Annotated in this window: 16 protein-coding genes; 7 read left to right on the forward strand and 9 right to left on the reverse strand. The window is 56.8% G+C overall.

From position 1 onward, the window contains the following. Positions 1–319: 319 nt before the first annotated feature. From recG to mutY, 4 genes are all read right to left on the reverse strand, one after another. Positions 320–2419, reverse strand: a complete 2100-nt coding sequence (gene recG / locus EI293_RS14205; protein WP_125438944.1) for an ATP-dependent DNA helicase RecG — start codon at positions 2417–2419, stop codon at positions 320–322. A 90-nt stretch (positions 2420–2509) separates the two neighbouring features. Continuing rightward, a complete protein-coding gene (gene gldD, locus EI293_RS14210) occupies positions 2510–3106 on the reverse strand; it encodes a gliding motility lipoprotein GldD (protein ID WP_125438946.1) in 597 nt (198 codons plus the stop codon). Between the two features lie 150 nt (positions 3107–3256). Beyond that, positions 3257–3682: a single-stranded DNA-binding protein gene (locus EI293_RS14215; protein ID WP_125438948.1), complete on the reverse strand. Its 426-nt coding sequence runs from the start codon at positions 3680–3682 to the stop codon at positions 3257–3259. Between the two features lie 99 nt (positions 3683–3781). After that, positions 3782–4873: an A/G-specific adenine glycosylase gene (gene mutY, locus EI293_RS14220; protein WP_125438950.1), complete on the reverse strand. Its 1092-nt coding sequence runs from the start codon at positions 4871–4873 to the stop codon at positions 3782–3784. Between the two features lie 198 nt (positions 4874–5071). Between mutY and EI293_RS14225 the strand changes: the two genes are divergently transcribed. From EI293_RS14225 to EI293_RS14240, 4 genes are all read left to right on the forward strand, one after another. Next, positions 5072–5374, forward strand: a complete 303-nt coding sequence (locus EI293_RS14225) for an HU family DNA-binding protein (RefSeq protein ID WP_044000827.1) — start codon at positions 5072–5074, stop codon at positions 5372–5374. A gap of 82 nt (positions 5375–5456) precedes the next feature. After that, the gene (locus tag EI293_RS14230) at positions 5457–6380 is read left to right on the forward strand and encodes a tetratricopeptide repeat protein (RefSeq protein WP_246010649.1); all 924 of its coding nucleotides are present in this window, start codon (positions 5457–5459) and stop codon (positions 6378–6380) included. A 413-nt stretch (positions 6381–6793) separates the two neighbouring features. Next, complete coding sequence (locus EI293_RS14235; RefSeq protein ID WP_125438952.1) at positions 6794–8401, forward strand: Rne/Rng family ribonuclease; 1608 nt, start codon at positions 6794–6796, stop codon at positions 8399–8401. Positions 8402–8630: 229 nt separating this feature from the next. Next, a complete protein-coding gene (locus tag EI293_RS14240) occupies positions 8631–10967 on the forward strand; it encodes an ATP-binding protein (protein WP_125438954.1) in 2337 nt (778 codons plus the stop codon). Positions 10968–10971: 4 nt separating this feature from the next. Here the strand turns inward: EI293_RS14240 and EI293_RS14245 are convergent, their stop codons facing one another. Further along, positions 10972–11694 carry a LytR/AlgR family response regulator transcription factor gene (locus EI293_RS14245; RefSeq protein ID WP_125438956.1) on the reverse strand — a complete coding sequence of 241 codons (723 nt, stop codon included), beginning with the start codon at positions 11692–11694 and terminating at the stop codon, positions 10972–10974. 374 nt (positions 11695–12068) lie between these two features. On the opposite strand from EI293_RS14245, the gene EI293_RS14250 reads away from it, so the two are divergent. Next, complete coding sequence (locus tag EI293_RS14250) at positions 12069–12449, forward strand: hypothetical protein (protein ID WP_125438957.1); 381 nt, start codon at positions 12069–12071, stop codon at positions 12447–12449. Positions 12450–12554: 105 nt separating this feature from the next. Here EI293_RS14250 and EI293_RS14255 read toward each other — a convergent pair whose 3' ends face one another. After that, the gene (locus EI293_RS14255) at positions 12555–13235 is read right to left on the reverse strand and encodes a porin family protein (protein ID WP_125438959.1); all 681 of its coding nucleotides are present in this window, start codon (positions 13233–13235) and stop codon (positions 12555–12557) included. Positions 13236–13344: 109 nt separating this feature from the next. On the opposite strand from EI293_RS14255, the gene gldB reads away from it, so the two are divergent. Together gldB and EI293_RS14265 are read left to right on the forward strand one after the other, a co-directional pair. Beyond that, the gene (gene gldB, locus EI293_RS14260) at positions 13345–14352 is read left to right on the forward strand and encodes a gliding motility lipoprotein GldB (RefSeq protein WP_246010651.1); all 1008 of its coding nucleotides are present in this window, start codon (positions 13345–13347) and stop codon (positions 14350–14352) included. A gap of 88 nt (positions 14353–14440) precedes the next feature. After that, positions 14441–15640, forward strand: a complete 1200-nt coding sequence (locus EI293_RS14265; protein ID WP_125438961.1) for a glycosyltransferase family 4 protein — start codon at positions 14441–14443, stop codon at positions 15638–15640. 57 nt (positions 15641–15697) lie between these two features. On the opposite strand, the gene nth is transcribed toward EI293_RS14265, so the two are convergent. The 3 genes from nth to EI293_RS14285 form a co-directional block, all read right to left on the reverse strand. Next, a complete protein-coding gene (gene nth, locus EI293_RS14270; RefSeq protein WP_125438963.1) occupies positions 15698–16408 on the reverse strand; it encodes an endonuclease III in 711 nt (236 codons plus the stop codon). A gap of 290 nt (positions 16409–16698) precedes the next feature. Beyond that, a complete protein-coding gene (locus EI293_RS14280; protein ID WP_125438965.1) occupies positions 16699–17334 on the reverse strand; it encodes an RNA polymerase sigma factor in 636 nt (211 codons plus the stop codon). A 318-nt stretch (positions 17335–17652) separates the two neighbouring features. After that, positions 17653–18228, reverse strand: a complete 576-nt coding sequence (locus EI293_RS14285) for a DUF6799 domain-containing protein (RefSeq protein ID WP_125438967.1) — start codon at positions 18226–18228, stop codon at positions 17653–17655. Between the last annotated feature and the right edge of the window lie 16 nt (positions 18229–18244).

The following is an 18244-nucleotide window of genomic DNA, read 5'->3' on the forward strand; positions in this document are numbered from 1 at the left end:
TGATAGGTAAGATCAATCAGCAAGCTACTAGTTCAGTAGCTACAACCAGCAAGAATTCTGTGCAATTTCCCGCACGAAACGCCTCGTTTTTCCAAACGTCTACCGCTGTCAAGCGAAAGATTGAGGGTGGTGGGTCGCGGTTCTGGCAATCTACCGCCCCAACCGTCGTAACAGTTAGCAACCTGGAATAACCTTCGTATCAGGCGACTTTTTTCGGAAGTCGCCTTTTTTATGCCTGCTGTTTTCGCACAACGGCCCGGCCCCAACTATAGTAGTTCGGGACCGGGCCGTTGTTTGCGTACAGGATTTATAGAGGAGCTTAACTGATGCGGCTCCAGTTCACGGCCGTAGCGGGCAGGCTCTCGATGTGGCGGCGAATGGCCTGGTTTTCATGCTTCACCAGATCAGGGTCTTCGGCCAAGATGGCCTGGGCGGCGGCCCGGCTCTCACTCAGAATGCGGCCGTCCTTGGCCAGATCGGCAATCAGCAGGTCGAGGACGCCGCTTTGCTGGGTGCCCATCAGGTCGCCGGGGCCGCGCAGCTTCAGGTCGATGTCGGCAATTTCGAAGCCGTTGTTGGTGCGCACCATCGTTTCGATGCGGGTGCGCGAGTCCTTGCTGAGCTTGTAGCCGCTCATCAGAATGCAGTAGCTCTGGTCGGCACCCCGGCCCACGCGGCCGCGCAGTTGGTGCAGCTGTGAGAGGCCGAACCGCTCGGTGCTTTCAATCACCATGACGGAGGCATTAGGCACGTTTACGCCCACCTCAATAACGGTGGTGGCCACCATAATCTGGGTTTCATTTTTCACGAACCGCTGCATCTCGGCGTCCTTTTCGGCCGCGCTCATGCGGCCGTGCACGATGCTGATCTGGAACTCGGGGAAGGCGCGGGCCACGCTTTCGTAGCCGTCCATGAGGTCCTTGTAGTCGGCCATCATCTCGCTTTCCTCGATGAGCGGGTACACAATGTACACCTGCCGGCCCAGCCGGATCTGGTCGCGCAGGAAGCCGAATACCTTGAGGCGGTTGCTGTCGAAGCGGTGGACCGTGACGATGGGCTTGCGGCCGGCCGGCAGCTCGTCAATCACCGACACGTCCAGGTCACCGTAGAGCGTCATGGCCAGCGTGCGCGGAATGGGCGTGGCCGTCATCACCAGCACGTGCGGAATTACGTGGGGATTTTTCTGCCAGAGCTTGGAGCGCTGCGCCACCCCGAAGCGGTGCTGCTCGTCCATGATGGTGAGGCCTAGGTTCTTAAACTGCACCACATCTTCGAGTAACGCGTGGGTGCCCACCAGCATGTGCAGCTCGCCGGAGCGCAGCTGCTCGTGCAGCACGCGCCGTTCGGCGGTGCGGCTGCTTCCCGTGAGCTTCCCGATTTTCAGCCCCAGTAGGTCGGCAAAGCCCTTCAGGCCCACGTAGTGCTGGTCGGCCAGAATTTCGGTAGGGGCCATCAGGCAGCTTTGCGCCCCGTTGTCGGCGGCCATGAGCATGCTGATGAAGGCCACGATGGTTTTGCCCGAGCCCACGTCGCCCTGTAGGAGCCGGTTCATCTGCTGGCCCGCGCAAAAATCCTTATAGATGTCGTGGATTACGCGCTTCTGGGCCCCGGTTAGGTCAAACGGCAGCACGTTTTTGTAGAAGTGCACCAGCGTGGGTACCTCCTTGAAAATCTGGCCGGCCAGCGTGACTTTGCGCTGGTCGCGCTGGCGCAGCAGCTTGAGCTGCACGTAAAACAGCTCCTCAAACTTAAGCCGGAAGCGGGCTGTCTGGAGCAGTTCGGTGCTCTGTGGAAAGTGAATCTGCTGAATGGCTGTGGCCTTGTCCATCAGCGCGTACTGCTGCACCAGCGCCGGCGACAGGGTTTCCCGCACGTGGGGCAGAGCAATCTTCAGCAGATCGGCCACCATGCGCATGATGGCCTTACTATCGACGCGATGGTAGTTCTTGAGCTTCTCGGAGGTGTTGTACACCGGCTGCAGGTAGCTCTGACCGACTTTCTGCTCGGTCACCTCTTCCATCTCGGGGTGGGCCATCTGGGGCCGGCCGTTGAACATCGTGGGTTTGCCGAACACGATGTACTCCTGGTGGTTTTTAATCACCTTTTCTAGGTAGTTCACGCCCTTGAACCACACGAGCTCCAGCTCCCCGCTGGCATCGGCTACCTTAGCTACCATGCGCTTCTTGGGGCCTTCGCCAACCACTTCGCGGTTGCGCAGAATGCCCTTCACCTGCACAAACGGCAGGTCGTCGTGCAGGTCGCAGATATTGTAGAACTGGGTGCGGTCGAGGTAGCGGAACGGGTAGCGCTGGATCAGGTCGCCGTAGGTGAACAGGTTCAGCTCCTTTTGCAGCAGCTGCGCCCGTTGCAGGCCCACGCCCCGCAGATACTCAAGTTTGGTCTGAAAGAAGTTGCTCAAGGGAAAATGGCTGGATTGCTGAACGGCTCAATGGCTTTCGCCCTCTACCGGGTAGACAAGCAGCCGTTCACCAGTTCAACAATTTGACAGTTACTTGTATTGCAGCGTATTCAGCAGGCGCACCACGTCCTGCTTCACATACTCAATCACCGGGGCCAGCGAGTCGTTGGCGGTGGCGGTACGGAAGTAGAGCGCGCCCCGGAAGAAGTGGCGGGTGCTGTCGGTGGTGTAGAATTGAAACTGGCTGGGAACCTCACCCTGCAACTCAAACACCGCCACGCGCTGGCCGTGGGGCGTTTTGAGCATGGTTTCATCAATAGCCGTGGCCTTGATTTCGTGCTTGCTGGTGAGCTTGCGGGCATCTTCCAGCAGCTTGCTGTACAGCTGCGGCCGGCCCTTCAGGTCGGCGTAGGTAATCTGTACGTTGGCCTTCAGCTGCGGGTAATACACATTAATCCAATTCGGCTGGGCCAGATAGGAGGAGTCGCGCAGGATTTTGGCGTAGCGCGAGTACTCGAACGTGTACGGCCGGCCGGGCGCCAGCTGCTGGTAAGCGTGCGGCGGCAAATCGATGCGGTTGTAGCCCTTGGGCTTGGGGGTGAAATCGGGCGCGGAAGTGCAGCCGGCGGCCAGCAACAACAACGTACAAACCGTACCAGCGGCACGCGAAAAGGAGGAAACGACCATGCAGAAGCGGGACGGAGGAAGCAGTAAAGGTAACCAGGAAACCAACGCTTCGCCCGCCCGTGTTCCGGCCCCGCCGGAAAAATATGCCCAAGCAAAACCCCGCCGGAACACGAAGTCCCGACGGGGTTTCTGCCTGAAGAAAGCAACCGGTTAAAACGGTAACTGATCCAGCTCCGGTTCCTGCCGGAAAGTGGTAGGCGCTTCAGCTGCTGCCGATGATGCGGCAGGTTGGCCTTCGGTGTGAGGGCGGCCCCCGAGCAAAGAAATTTCCTCGGCTACAATTTCGGTCACGTAACGCGTCTGGTTGTCTTTGTCCTGGTACTGGCGGGTGCGGATGCGGCCCTCCACGTACACCTGCTGCCCCTTACGCAGGTACTTCTCGGCTAGTTCGGCTAGACCGCGCCAGGCGGCCACGGTGTGCCACTCGGTCCGCTCCACGCGGTTTCCCTGCTTGTCTTTATAATACTCGTTGGTAGCCATGGTGAAGTTGGCTACCGAGTTGCCGCCTTCCAGATGCCGCACCTCCGGGTCTTTGCCCAAATGACCAATCAAAATGACTTTGTTTACGCTTGCCATACGGTTTGAAGAGAAGTAGTTGAAAGTAAAGAAATAAGAGCTGAGTACTGTTGTATAAAGATAGGGAAAGTAAAATTATATGCCAATATAATTAGGTGATTAAATCCCTGAATTACTAATGTAATTGGTAATAAGAATCGATTTCGGCAGTTCCTCAATTTCGGCGGCCCGGTACGCAGCCAGGCCAGTTGCTGCCAATGTAGCGGTGGGCAGCGGCGTTTCCAGCCAGACCGCATGAAACTTCGCCTCCACCTTCTGGTGGCTCAGCACATGCCGTAGCGCGGCCGTCGGCTCCTCAACCCGGTCGGTAGCCACCCGGCCCCCCAGGCTTTCCACCACCTCCACCACGGCCACCGCCTGCAGCTCCGCCGATTCGGTTTCGTGCAGCGCGAAGTCGTAGAGGCCCTCCCAGATATCCTTGGGGCCGCGCTTGCGCAGATATACTGTGTCGGCGTGACGCAGCACCAAGTAGTGGAAGTAGCGGGTGCGGGCGGCCTTGGCCTTGCTTTTTACCGGCAACTCCTGCACCATGCCATGCTGGAAAGCAAAGCACTGCTGCTGCAGCGGGCAGAACAAGCAGTCGGGCTTGGCTGGGGTGCATTGGATGGCCCCAAACTCCATAATGGCTTGGTTGAACTCGGCCGGCTGGTCGGCCGGAATCAGCGTATCGGCCAGTTGCTGGAATGCCTTGCGGCTAGCCGGGGCGGCAATATCCTGGGTGAGGCCGAATACCCGCGCCAGCACCCGGAACACGTTGCCATCGAGCACGGCCACCTGTTCATCGTAGGCGAAGGAGGCAATAGCGGCGGCCGTGTACTGACCTACGCCGCGCAGCTTCAGCAACTCATGATACGAGCCGGGGAACTGCCCACCGTACTCCTGCACTACTTGCTGGGCCGTGTGGTGCATGTTGCGGGCCCGGGAGTAATAGCCCAAGCCCTGCCAATGGCGCAGTACCTCATCCTGCGGGGCAGCGGCCAGATCCTGCACAGTGGGGTAAGTCGTGACGAAATCTAGGTAGTAGGGGAGGCCCTGTTTCACCCGGGTCTGCTGCAAAATCACCTCCGATAACCAGATGGCGTACGGGTCGCGGGTGTGCCGCCAGGGAAGGTCGCGGCGGTGACGCGGGTACCAATTCAGCAGGGCGGCGGCAAACCAGGAAGGAGGAGCGGTTGTTAAGGGAGAAGGCAAGGCTTTGAGAAAGAATAAGTTGGATGCAACGCAGAGGTTAAAGTGGATTGCAGGAAAACGGTTTGTAAAACCAAAAAAGGGGACTACCTTTGTGCCCCTTAAAACGTAGGCAAACTCTTACCGGGCAAGTGCTTACGTTTTAAGGATGGCATGATTTTGCCGAACAGAATATTTTTCACTCCCAGTACACTTACCAGCGTGACTAAAGCAGAAGTAATTGCCGAAATTGCCGACAAGACCGGCATCGAGAAAGCAGACGTTTCGGCTACCGTAGAAGCCTTCTTCAAAGTCGTGAAGGACTCCATGGCAGATGGCAACAACATCTACGTGCGTGGCTTTGGCTCTTTCGTAAACAAGAAGCGCGCTAAAAAAGTAGCCCGCAACATCTCGAAAAACACGTCGATTATCATCGACGAGCATTTCATCCCCAGCTTCAAGCCGTCGAAGACCTTCATCGGGAAGATCAAAAACAGCAAGAAAATCAAAGAACTGGCTGCCTAAGCACCCATTGTTGTAATATTGCCGGCTGTGCCGCCGGGAATTCCCTTTTGGAACCTCGGCGGCCGGCTTTTTTTTCGTGCTGATGGCAACTACCACTTCTTCTTCCAAGCATCAAGTACTTGTGCTGGCCCTGGCGTTTGCGCTGGTGGCCGGTTTGTTTTTGTTGCCGAAGGTAATTGTGAAGCCGAAGGAAGGCAAAGGCACTTTGGCGCAAAACGCGGCCCGTACTGCTAACCGCGACAACGGAGCCGCTGCGCCTTCCACGGCCGGTAGTGGCCTCGACGAGCACGGCCACCCGGCCGGCAGTCACGACGAAGGCGGTACTGCCGAACAGCCCCACATGACTATGCCTGCCGCTCAGCGTCGCGAAATAAGCGCGTTGGTGGGCAGGTTTACTGCCGAAGCTGACCAGACAGCTAAACTGCGCTTGGCGCAGCAGCTGGCCGAGAAGTATAAGGCCGTGGAGCGGTTTGATAGTGCCGGTTACTACTTGGAGCAGGTAGCCATTGCCCGCCCCGGTGAGCAAACCTGGAAGCGTGCCGCCGACGAGTACTTCGAAGCGTACAGCTTTGCTACTACAGAGGAGCGTCAGAAACTGCTCGGGGCCAAGTGTATGGAGCTGTACGAAAAGGTGTTGAAAAACAACCCGGACAACCTCGATGCCAAGACCAATTTAGGAATGGCCTATATGTCAAGTGCCAATCCGGTGCAGGGCATTACGCTTATTCGGGAAGTTCTGACGGCTGATCCGCGCAACGAAAAAGCCCTGTATAACCTTGGTTTACTGGCTATTCAGAGCGGACAGTTTGATAAAGCCGCCGAACGTTTTCAGGAGTTAGCGAAAGTAAACCCGGAAAACGTCAACGGACAGTTTTATCTTGGCGTCACGTTAGCGAAAAACGGCGCGAAGGAAGAAGCCAAAAAAGCCTTTCTGAAAGCCAAAAGCATCAGCCCTGATCCGGCCTTGGCCGCCTCGGTGGATGAAGAGCTGAAAAAGCTGCAATAGTGCGTTTTTAGTTGTTCAACGCTCGTTTTTCGGACCTCTTCGGGTCTGCACAAACGGCCGGACGAACAACAAAAGACAAGTAACGAAAAACAAAACCTCACCTTAACCCACATCAACATGCCCTGCGGTAAAAAGAGAAAGCGTCATAAGATTGCCACTCACAAGCGGAAGAAGCGTCTGCGCAAGAACCGTCACAAGAAGAAGTAAGCCCTCCCGGGGTTTGCTGGCGGACTTTTTTCAGTAGAAAACGGCTTCGTCTATCTTTCACTTAGGTTCTCTGAGAGTGGCCATAAGTTTGCTTTCCCCGTGGCTTGGAAGGGAAGCCGGTGCCTTGCGCGCTGGCTTCCCTTTACGGGTTTCGGGGGCAGCGGCAGGTATATTCTTAGCAGCAGCCATTCTAACCGCTTAATCCATTGAGTAACGAATTAATCATTAATTCTACTCAGGACGGAGAACGGATTGCCCTGCTACAGGACAAGCGGCTCATCGAATATCATTTCGACCGCAACGACACTGCCTACTCGGTTGGTGACATTTTCCTGGGTACGGTCAAGAAAGTTATGCCCGGTCTGAACGCCGCGTTCATTGACATCGGGTACCAAAAAGATGCCTTTCTGCACTACGGCGACCTGGGGGAGAATTTTCCTTCCCTAGTGAAGTGGGGCAAAGGCGTCCAATCGCAGAAAATACCCGTCGGCCCCCTGAAAACTTTCGAGTTTGACGGGACGCTCGACAAAGTCGGCAAAATCGACAATGCCTTGAAGAAGGGCCAGCAGCTGCTGGTGCAAATCATCAAGGAGCCGATTTCTACCAAGGGGCCGCGCTTGTCCATGGATATTTCCATGGCCGGCCGCTACCTGGTGCTGGTGCCGTTTTCCAACACCATCAGCGTATCCAAGAAGATTGTCAGCAAGACGGAGCGGGAGCGGCTTAAGCGGCTTATTGCTTCTATCAAGCCCGACAATTTTGGCGTAATCATCCGCACCGTGGCCGAGGGTCGCGAGGTGGCTGAGCTCGACCGGGATATGCAGAATATGGTGGAGAAGTGGAACACGCTGTTCCTGAACCTGAAGGCGGGGAAACCCAACGATAAGATTCTGGGCGAGCTGGGCCGCACCTCCTCCATGCTGCGCGACATGCTCAACGAGTCGTTCGATGCCATTACCGTGGACTCGGCGCCGATGTATGAGGAAATGCGCAGCTATTTGCAGCAGATTGCGCCCGACAAGCTGGGGCTCCTGAAGCTGCACACCGGCAAGGTGAAAGTCTTTGAGCAGCACGGCATTGAGAAGCAGCTGAAAACGCTGTTTGGCAAAACCGTGACGGTGCCCAGCGGCGGTTACCTCGTCATCGAACACACGGAAGCTCTGCACGTTATCGACGTAAACTCCGGTAACAAGAGCAACCAGGAAGGCGACCAGGAGGCCACGGCCCTGCACGTGAACCTCGCGGCCGCCAAAGAAGTAGCCCGCCAGCTCCGGCTGCGCGACATGGGCGGCATCATCGTCGTCGATTTCATTGATATGAAGTCGGGCGAGAGCCGCAAGAAGGTGGAGGATACCGTGCATAGCATCATGAAACATGATAAAGCCCGGTACACTATCCTGCCCATCACCAAGTTTGGCCTGCTTCAGATTACCCGGCAGCGCGTGCGGCCGGCCGAAGCCATTGTAACCGGCGAGGTGTGCCCCACCTGCGGCGGTACGGGCAAGATTTCGGCTTCCATCCTCGTGACGGACGAAATCGACAACAGCATTGATGACCTGCTGGTAGCTCAAAACCAGTCGGGTATTACGCTTTCGGTGCATCCTTTCCTGCACGCCTACTACACCAAAGGGTTGGTGAGTCGGCAGATGAAATGGTACCTGAAGTATTACAAGTGGGTAAAGGTGATGAAGGACACCAGTCTGGGCCTCACCGAGTACCGCATTGAGGACGAGCACGGCGAGGAAATCGAGCTGCACTCGGCCGCGGCGGCCATGAGCCGGTTGCAGGACCGGGAACTGGAAATAATTGACTGACGGATTTTTTCTGCGAGAAAACTCCTCCTGATAGAAGAAAAGCCCGCTTTGCTGGATGCAAGGTGGGCTTTTTGTTGCCCTGCCAGGCCATTGCCGGGAGAAGGTGGCTCTCTGGCCTTTCAGCCATTGGAAGCGGATATTAGGATAGCAAAACGGTTCATTCAGCCAGAAATGCCAGCCGTTCGGCGAGGTTAAACGTACTTTCGACGTAGCACCTTACCCTTCTGCAATGGATTCGTTACTCCCGGTACCTCCTGGTCTTCTAACCGCGGTGCAAGCGCACGAGCGGATTAAGGAGTTGGAGCAGGAACTGCGCCAGGTGAGAGAGGAGGCCCGCACAATTGAAGCCCGTTTGGGGCAACTGGTAAACCACCTGCAGGAAGGCATCTTGCTGACCGACCATACTGGACGGATTGCTCTGGTTAATGACCGGTTTTGTGAGCTGTGGGAGCTAGAGGAACCGGCCGACCACTGGTTGGGCCGCAGATGGGAGGAAATGGCCGCTGTGATGGTGCCCCTGGCCGCAGATAGTACCGTGTTCGAACATCGGATACATGCTTTGCGGTCAGCTGGCCAGCCGGTGTTCAACGAACTGGTAGAACTGCAGGACGGCCGCGTACTGGAGCGTGATTTTGTGCCGGTGCGGCAGGTAGATGGGCTGGATGCCCGGACCCTGATCCGGTTGCGTGATGCTACGGAGTATCAACGGGCTACGGAACAGCTGCGGGCGGTAGCCAGTATTCCCGGGCAGAATCCAAACCCTATCTTCCGCATCGATGCCGACGGACAGGTGCTGTACAGCAATACGGCCGCTAATGCGCTACACGCCGGTCTGGAGGAGAAGGACCAGAACCGCCTGCTTGCGAAAGTCCAGCGGCTAGCGGCGGCAGCACTAAGTCAGAACACTCCCTGGCAGGTGGATATTCCGGTAGGAACCAGCTTTTACGCGGTATTTGTGGCTCCTTTCCCTGAAGAAGGCTACGCGAATCTATACCTGGTTAACATTACCAAGCGCATGCTGGTGGAGCAGGAGCTGAACCACGCCAAGGATGAAGCTGAAGCTGCCGTGCGGGCCCGGGAAAACTTCCTGGCCAATATGAGCCATGAAATCCGGACGCCGATGAACGGAGTACTGGGCATGGCGGCTCAGTTGGGCAAAACCCGCCTCGATACCCGGCAGCAGGATTTACTGCGCATCATCCGGACTTCCGGCCAGCACTTGCTTAGCATTATCAATGACGTGCTGGACATGGCCAAAATTACGTCGGGCAAGCTGGAGTTCGAGCAAACGGCCTTCAACCTCTGCGACTCAATGAGTGAGGCTCTGCAGCCGCTCATGCACCAGGCTATTGAGAAAGGAATTACCGTTTCGGGTACTTTGCTGAAGGAATCATGCCCGCTACCATGGGTGCTGGGCGACCCGTACCGCATCAATCAGATTCTGATTAACCTGATGGCCAATGCCGTGAAGTTTACGGAGCGCGGCGGGCACATCAATGTAGTAGGCCGCCAGGTAAACTCAACGCCCGAAACATTGACGGTAGAGTTTTCCGTGACGGATACGGGTATCGGTATCCCGGAGGCGCAACAGGTCCGAATATTTGAAGGCTTTACCCAGGCCTATGCCGATACAACCCGGCACTTCGGCGGAACCGGACTGGGACTCAGTATTTCGCGGGCCATTGTGGAGCAGCTGAACGGGACCTTTGCTGTGGAAAGTGAAGTGGGCAAGGGCAGTACGTTCCGGTTTCAGCTGGCCCTGCCGCGCACGCCCGCCCTAGTGGAAGCCCCGGCTATAGCTTCCTATAATACCGGCGCGTTACTCGGCCGGCGCGTGCTGCTTGTGGAAGACAACCAGATTAACCGCGACGTGGCCCGTATGCTGCTGGAGGAATGGGGCGTTGTGGTGGATGAGGCTGAAAATGGCCAGCAGGGTGTAGATATGTATCAGCAGCAGCTCTACGACGCCGTGTTAATGGACATTCAGATGCCGGGTATGAGCGGTCTGGATGCTACGGCTATCATCCGGCAACTGCCCGATGCCCGGCAGGCTAACGTCCCGATTCTGGCCCTTACGGCCAATGCCTTCCGGGCCGATAATGTGCGCTACCTGGCGGCCGGTATGAATGCCTGCCTGGCCAAGCCTTTTGAGGAAGCAGAATTGTATCAGGAGCTCGAAAACCTGCTGCAAGGGTCCAACACGGCCGCCGTTGCCACGCTCAGCTACGACCTGACCAAACTCCGGGCCCTGTCGCACGGGCGGGAGACATTTGTGGGGAAAATCATCCGTTCCTTTCTGGCCAATGTACCTGCCAGCATCGCCCAGCTGGAAGCCGCTGCCGCCAGCGGCGACTGGCCGCAGGTTGCCGCGCTGGTGCATCACATCAAGCCCGGGATAGAATCATTGGGCGTGCGGGAAGTGGCCGGGGCACTGCAGCAGTTGGAGCAACTGGAAACCGGGCACGAAGCCGTAGCCCGACCTTTGCACGAAGCCGTAGCGCGCCTCGTGGCCCAGGTGAAGCGCGCGTTACATGAGCTGCCTCGGGAACTGCCGGCCAGCACGTAGCTTTTTACAGTCCCCGTAATTGGCTGTAAAATGCCTCCTGGTACGATTTACCCACGGGTACTTCATATTTGCCCAGCGCCAGCATGTTGTCCTCGATGGCATCGATGCGCTGGGTATTGACGATGTAGCTGCGGTGAGCCCGCACGAAGTGTGCGAACGGCAGCCGGTCGGCCAGGGCTTTGAGCGTGAGGTACACAATGTGCTTTTGCGTGCCCGTGACCAGAATAGAGTAGGTTGACATGGCTTCGATAAAGAGCACGTCATCGAAATTGAGGCGGAGCATGCGCGTGCCCACTTTAATGAACAGCTCGGAGCCTTTTGCCTCCACGGAGGCAACGGAGGCGGGGCCGGTTTTGGGCTTCTGCCGGTCCAGCACCCGGGTAACGGCCTGCGTGAAACGGGGCAGGTCTACGGGTTTTACCAGATAGTCGGCCACCTGCAGTTCAAAGGCATCCACGGCAAAGTCCCGGTGGGTGGTGACCATAATGATGGCCGGGGCCGGCTGGGGCAGCAGGCGCGCCAGTTCCAGGCCGGTCAGGTGAGGCATTTCGATATCGAGCAGCAGCAAATCGGCGTTGCCGCCTTCCCGGAAATACTGGAGGGTTTCCAGGCTGCCTGGCAGCGAGGCTACCAGTTCCAGCTCCGGCGTAAGCTCCACCAGATGCTCCAGCGTCAGGCGGTTGATTTCGTTGTCATCAACGATAACACAGGCAAAAGGTGCGGGCATGGGCGGAGAACAAGAAAGACGCGAAAAGAGCCTGACAAGCCGGGGCAAAATTTTCGGCAGCAGTAGCAACGGGCCCCTTATCTGTACAGCCTGCAAGGTAAGCGCGGTAGGGCACAGGGACGGGCTGAGTTCGACCTATTTGGCTGAACCAGAGCGTTGACTCGATGAATACCCCCGGATTCTGGGTTGCACGAAGTTCCGGGCAGCCCTGTTAAGCGGTGCATAGCGCAAACCGTTCGGAGAGAAAATACTCCAGTTCAGGACGTAGGACACTGCGTTAGGCTACTGCCGGTCCAAAAGAGCCCGGATAGGAAGTAGGTTTGAGGTGTCTTTCATTCCGAAGATGCTTGCCACTCTCTCCCGCACCTGCCGTCATGAAAAAAATCCTCTACACGTTGTTGCTGTCTTTTCTGCTGGCCTGCAGCACCCAGGCGGCCCTGCGTCCGGCACCCCGCCGCGCGGCCTTTGTAGCCGCTGATGCGGCACTCACTGCTCGTTCCCTGCAACTGACCTGCTACCTCACCGACGTACTTCGGCTATCCGATAAGCAAGCCCGCGAGGTACGGCGCGCCACGCTCACGGAGCTGCAACAGCAGAAAAATACCACATCCAAGCGAGCCGTAATAAAATATGACGCTGCGCTGCTACGGATTCTGAATGCCGGTCAGTACAGCACCTTCCGGTGGCTGCAGGACCGCCAGCCGGTAGCAAACCTGCTCATCAATCCCGACGCCGCTAAAGTTGCACAACGGTAAGAGGCAAGTGCTTTCAGAATTTATCCGGCATCTACCATAACGCCCCGCTCGCAGTGCTGGAAAGCAGCTGCGGGCGGGGCGTTATGGTAGCGTTTCGAACTCAGCTCAGAACTTGATACCCAGATCCAGCGCAAACTCGCTATTCTTCAGTTCCACGTCTTTGAATCCTCGCTCGTCACCGAAGTAGTTGTCGATGTTGAGCAGGCCCCGGTGGTAGCTCAGGCCGGCTAATACTTTAGTACTCTGGCCCAACTGATACTCCACGCCGAAACCCGCCCGCAGACCGGCATCCGGCACGATAACGTACTTGGACGCTTTGGTTTCGACGTTAGGCGTGTTGGATCCAGGGTCGGTGAAGCGCTTTTCTCCATCAATGCGGCCGGCAATGGCGGCGTTGAGCGAGCCGCCCAGCTGGAAGTACAGCTTGGTGTCGGTAGCAATGTCGTTGGTGAACAGCTTTACCGTGAGCGGCACCTGCAAATACTGCAGGCCTACTTTCTGCTCCACCCGCACGTTACGGGCCGGATCAAAGTAGCTGATGGTGCCGCCTTTGCCCGTCAGCTCCAGGCCGGTGCTGAAAGCATAGTTCTGGCCGAAAAAATAATCGACGATGATACCGCCCCCGATGCCGAGCTTGGATTTCTCGTTTTGAAAGCCATAGGCAGTGGGCGAATCGGCCCGCAGATGCGTAACCGACGGGGAAACTTTCAATCCGATTTCAACCTGTGCGGAGGCCGCACTGATGGTGACGCCGCTAATGAAGAGGGCAAGCAGGGCTTTTTTCATGATAGCTACGGAATTACGATGCAAGGAAACACGAAGCCACGGCACTCGGCCGTTGGGATTTGGCTAATTTCGCCCCAAAGATAGAAGCGTGATGCATATTCCTGCCCGTTTGCGTACCCTGCTGGCCTTACTGGCCGCCAACACTGGTCTGCTGGCCTGTAGCCGCAGCCAGGAAAGCTGTGAGCTGAATCCGGAAGTAGCCAAAGTTTCGGCCCCGGTAAACCTGGAGCGACTGGAGAAACCGTTCTTTCAGATCAAAACCACGGCCGATGCTGACCTCTTTTTGCGGGACAACGGGCTTTTTGCCCGACAATTTCTGCAGAGCGGGCAGTATCCGGCGGGGGTATTGTCGGCCACGCTCACGCGGTTGGCCACCAACGTAAAGCTCCAGCAACTGGGTGCCCAGGCTGATACTACTTTCAAAGCCGCTGAACTGGAACAACAGCTACGGCCCATGTTCCAGCACATCCGGTACTTCTTTCCGGCGTTTCGGGTGCCACCCGTCAAAACCTTTGTGAGCGGCCTGAGCCAGGACTTGTTCGTGAACGACAGCCTGCTGGTACTTAGCACCGACTTTTTCGTGGGACCCAAAGCCAGCTACCGGCCCAACGTGCCGGAGTACATCAAGCGGCGCTATACCAAGGAGCATCTGGTGCCTACCGTGGCGCTGGCTATCAGCAGCAAGTACAACCAGAAGCAGCTCACCAACCAGACCATGCTGGGGGAAATGGTGCAGTTTGGCAAGTCGCTCTACTTTGCGGAGAAAGTCCTGCCCTGCACGCCCGATTCGCTTATCATTGGCTACAGCGACCAGGAAATGGCCGGGGTACATTTTAACGAAGGGAAAATATGGGCGCATTTTATCGAGAAAAACCTGCTCTATAACACGGCCCCATTTACTATTCAGAAATATATCGGGGAGCGGCCCAACATTCCGGAAATCGACAAGACTTGCCCGGGCCGGGTAGGAGCGTGGATCGGCTGGCAGATTGTGCGCAAGTACATGGCTGAAAACCCCACCGTAACGCTAAAGCAGCTGATGGCGGAGAAGAATGCCCAGCGCATCCTAAACGCATCCCGTTACCGACCCAAGGTGAACCGGGGCAAGGCGAGCTAAGGCGCAAAATGAGGCTCAACGGACCATGCTTTGGTGAGGAAACGAGCTGCTCACTAGTCAAAACTCAGCATTCAGCACGCACCAGTAGATGCACATTGCCGTTTTCAGCCAGTATCACACCAACCCCGACTGTCCTGCTACCAGCCGGCATTATTCGTTGCTGGCGCAACTGGCTAAAACGCATCGTATCACGCTCATTACCACCCGCACCTGGGAGCGGCAGCGCCTGACGCAGTTATTCCCGTGGGTGCCGGAAGGAGTGGAAATGCGGGCAGCTGAGGTGCCCTATGAAAACCGCATGGGGGTGGCCCGGCGGGCTTTATCGTTCGGGCAGTACGCGGCGTATGCGCTGCGGGAAGGCCTGCGGATAGACAAGCCCGACGTTATCTGGGGTATCAGTACGCCCCTGACGGCGGCGTGGGCCGCCGCTCAGGTGGCCCGCTGGCGGCGCGTACCGTGGGTGTTTGAGGTGCAGGACCTGTGGCCTTCCTTCCCAATTGCTATGGGCGCGGTACCCAACCGGCTGGCGCAACGCAGCCTGTATGCCCTGGAGCGCAGCCTCTACCAAGCGGCCCGGCATATCCTGCCTCTGTCACCCGACATGACCGAATACGTGCGGCAGTCAGGTATTCCCGCCGATAAGGTTACTACCGTACTGAACGGCACTGATCTGGACCTGGCGGCGCAGGCAACGGACGCGGCTGTGGAGGAGTTGCGTCGGGAATGGAGGCTGCAAGGGCGCCGGGTAGTGCTGTACGCCGGCACCTTTGGGCGGGCGAATGATATTCCGCTGCTGATAAATGCCGCTATTCAATTAGCTCCGCTGTGCCCGGAGGTGGTGTGGCTGTTTATGGGGCACGGGTTCTACAACGGGCTGCTGGAACAGGCTGCGGTGAGCTACCCATTCATCCGGGTGGTGCCGCCGCAGCCGCGCCACGCAGTTTTCACCTGGTTTAAGTTGGCCGATATATCGGTGGCTCCCTTTCTGGGCCTGCCGGTATTGGATGCCAATTCACCCGCCAAGTTCTACGACAGCTTGGCCGTAGGTACGCCGGTTATCGTCACAAACCCCGGCTGGACGAAGCACCTAGTAGAGCAACAACAGTGCGGCTGGTATTCCCCCGCCAGTGATGCTGGTGCTTTAGTGGAGAAACTAGCTCACCTGTTTCAGGCACCTGATGAACTGCGCGCTGCTGGCGCGCGCGGCCGGCAAGTAGCCAAGACAGAATTCGACCGCCAACAGATAAGCAGAACAGTGCAGCAAATATTGGAAGCGGCCCATCTGTAGCAGGGGACTTATAAACCTGCTATAACCACTTATATACTAAGTTGTGCTTATTAGTTTTTAAATGTGGCTGTCAGAGGGCTTTAGGGTTCTTTTAATGGGTAGCTTAGTAGATGTAGTGCTCTGCTTGTTTACTACTTCCGCGTAGTATTTGCACCAGCTGGTGAGCGGACATACCGCGCATTTGGGTGAGCGGGCAACGCAGATGTAGCGGCCGTGCAAAATCAGCCAGTGGTGCGCCTTGGGCACCAGGGCTTCCGGAATGTAGCGTAACAAATCTTTTTCCACCGCCAGCGGCGTGGTGGCTGTTTTGCTTACGAGGCCCAGCCGGTGCGACACCCGGAATACATGGGTGTCCACGGCCATGGCGGGCTGGTTGTAAATCACCGAGACGACGACGTTGGCCGTTTTGCGCCCCACTCCGGGTAGCCGCTGCAACTCCTCAATCGTGCTGGGAACCTCGCCTCCAAAATCCTGCACCAGCATGCGGCCCAGCCCCGCCAGATGCTTGGCCTTGTTATTAGGGTACGATACGCTACGGATAAACGGAAAAATGTCCTCCACCGAAGCCGCTGCCAGCTCGGCCGGCGTAGGAAAATGCTCCAATAGCGCGGGCATTACCTGGTTTACGCGCTTATCGGTACACTGGGCGCTGAGCACTACAGCTACAATCAGCTCATAGGGGTTGGAGTAAATCAGTTCCGTTTCCGGCTCGGGGAAATGCGTAGTGAAGTACTCCAGGAAATGACGAAACCGTTCGGGCTTGCGCATGAGGATAGCTAAGAGAAGTGAAGCAGTCAATAAAGCTGGCAGAGCACAAAAAGACGCGCCGCGAAGTTACCATCCTAGGTAGCTTCGCGGCGCGTTTCCTCTCGTAAGTAACTGTAGCAGGCTATTCTTTTCGCAGAAAGGTGCGGGAATATTGAAGTAGGGAGTCGGTAGTGCGTTGGCTGGGCGTTCTGGACAAATTGTTCAGGGCACGCTGGGCCAGCAGTAGGTCGGCACAGGAAGCGGCTAATTCGGCGTCGTGCAGCAACGCGTTTTCAACCTGCTGCTGCTCCTTAGCTGGCAATTCGTTGTACACGTACCGAAGCAGTGTCTCGTGGGTAAAGGTTTTGATCATAGAAAACGGGTTGTGCGGCCATTTTTTTCCGCAGGTTGATCAGCGCATAACGCATCCGCCCCAGCGCAGTATTAATGCTAACCCCCGTCGCGTCGGCAATTTCCTGAAAGCTCATGTCGCCGTAATGGCGCATAATCAGGACTTCTTTCTGCGCCGCGGGCAGCTCCTGAATCAGTTCCCGAAGCCGGGCGTGGGTTTCATCCCGCGTCATGGCAGCTTCGGCTCCCTCTTCTGCCAACGACAACGAGTTGAACGCGTGACTTGTTGTATCAAGGTTCAATAAAGGACTGCGTTTTTCGCGCCGGAAGCAGTCAATGGCCAGATTGTGCGCAATCCGGCAAATCCAAGACGAAAATTTCCCTTCCTCATTGTAGCGGCCGCTCTTCATAGTATGAATGGCCTTGATGAAGGTATCCTGCAACAGATCTTCCGCCACGTCTTCGTCGCGAACAATGAGCATGATAGTAGTGAATACGCGGGCTTTGTGCCGCTCAAGCAATTGAGCGAAGGCATTTTCCTGGCCGGCAATATAAAGCGAGATGAGAGCGGAGTCGCTCGGCTGCATGGTTTCCATAAAGACTACGAGAAGTAAGGGACGTAGAGCTTTAGGCCATAGAGTGCAGTTACCGGGAAATCCCAGGGTGAAGAAAGAATGAAGAACTCGCTGAAACCAAATGTAGAGAACCGCCGGACGAAACACAACGGGTAAGCGCGGGAAATGCCAGAATTTTTTTGGGCAATCGAAAAATTAAATAATAGCCATCCTGAATCAAGGATATACTATTGCTATTCCCCAGCTGCAGGTAAGTCGGAAACAGGGCAAAAAAGGCTGGTTTTTACCAGAAGAGGAAAAACCAGCCAGTGCTGAACTATCAAAGCAAGAACCGTGCGTTTATGGCCGGAGCTGTTGGCTGAGCTGTTGAATGCGGGCCTCCGATTCGGGGGGGAGGGCGGTGCCGGATGCCGCGGCAGTGGCCCGCTCATTCAGCAGCACGCTGAGCTGGCGCAGCTGCTCCAGCCGCTGAGTAGTGCTCTGCAGCATTGGGGCCAGGGCCGCCAGGTTGGTAGCCGTTGGAATACTGACGGTGGTGGTGCCTGCCGAACCGGTCGTTTGCTCATCATGTTGGTAAATGGCCTCGGGCGTCATCATATCGTCGCGGTAGATGACTACGTCGCCCTGCATATTCACGGCTTTGCCGTTCTCCAGCAGCTGGCGCGTCCCATTCCTGCCCACCATAATGCCATCGGGCCGCAGGGTGAGGCCGTTGGAAAAGCGTAAAGGGGCCGAAAGCGGCGACGCTTGCCCGGCTTGCAGGCGGAAAATTTTGCCGTCGCGCCGGAAGGCTCCGTCCTTAAGCTGAGCGGTAGCAGCAACAGCGGGCACAGTCTGGGCGAGGGTCGTTGCTTCGGCCACCAGCAGTAGTGCGCCCAGCAGGGCATAGCGAAGGAAAGTGGAAGTGTGCAACATATGTGAAAACGATACG

Source organism: Hymenobacter perfusus, from assembly GCF_003944765.1.
In the GTDB taxonomy this organism is placed as follows: Bacteria; Bacteroidota; Bacteroidia; order Cytophagales; family Hymenobacteraceae; genus Hymenobacter; species Hymenobacter perfusus.

Bases quoted from the DNA above. Each gene is read 5' to 3' on its own strand.
- EI293_RS14280 (WP_125438965.1), bottom strand. From the start codon at position 17,334: ATGGAAACCATGCAGCCGAGCGACTCCGCTCTCATCTCGCTTTATATT.
- EI293_RS14245 (WP_125438956.1), bottom strand. From the start codon at position 11,694: ATGCCCGCACCTTTTGCCTGTGTTATCGTTGATGACAACGAAATCAAC.
- EI293_RS14265 (WP_125438961.1), top strand. From the start codon at position 14,441: ATGCACATTGCCGTTTTCAGCCAGTATCACACCAACCCCGACTGTCCT.
- EI293_RS14250 (WP_125438957.1), top strand. From the start codon at position 12,069: ATGAAAAAAATCCTCTACACGTTGTTGCTGTCTTTTCTGCTGGCCTGC.
- nth (WP_125438963.1), bottom strand. From the start codon at position 16,408: ATGCGCAAGCCCGAACGGTTTCGTCATTTCCTGGAGTACTTCACTACG.
- EI293_RS14240 (WP_125438954.1), top strand. From the start codon at position 8,631: ATGGATTCGTTACTCCCGGTACCTCCTGGTCTTCTAACCGCGGTGCAA.
- EI293_RS14255 (WP_125438959.1), bottom strand. From the start codon at position 13,235: ATGAAAAAAGCCCTGCTTGCCCTCTTCATTAGCGGCGTCACCATCAGT.
- EI293_RS14215 (WP_125438948.1), bottom strand. From the start codon at position 3,682: ATGGCAAGCGTAAACAAAGTCATTTTGATTGGTCATTTGGGCAAAGAC.
- gldD (WP_125438946.1), bottom strand. From the start codon at position 3,106: ATGGTCGTTTCCTCCTTTTCGCGTGCCGCTGGTACGGTTTGTACGTTG.
- EI293_RS14285 (WP_125438967.1), bottom strand. From the start codon at position 18,228: ATGTTGCACACTTCCACTTTCCTTCGCTATGCCCTGCTGGGCGCACTA.
- EI293_RS14230 (WP_246010649.1), top strand. From the start codon at position 5,457: ATGGCAACTACCACTTCTTCTTCCAAGCATCAAGTACTTGTGCTGGCC.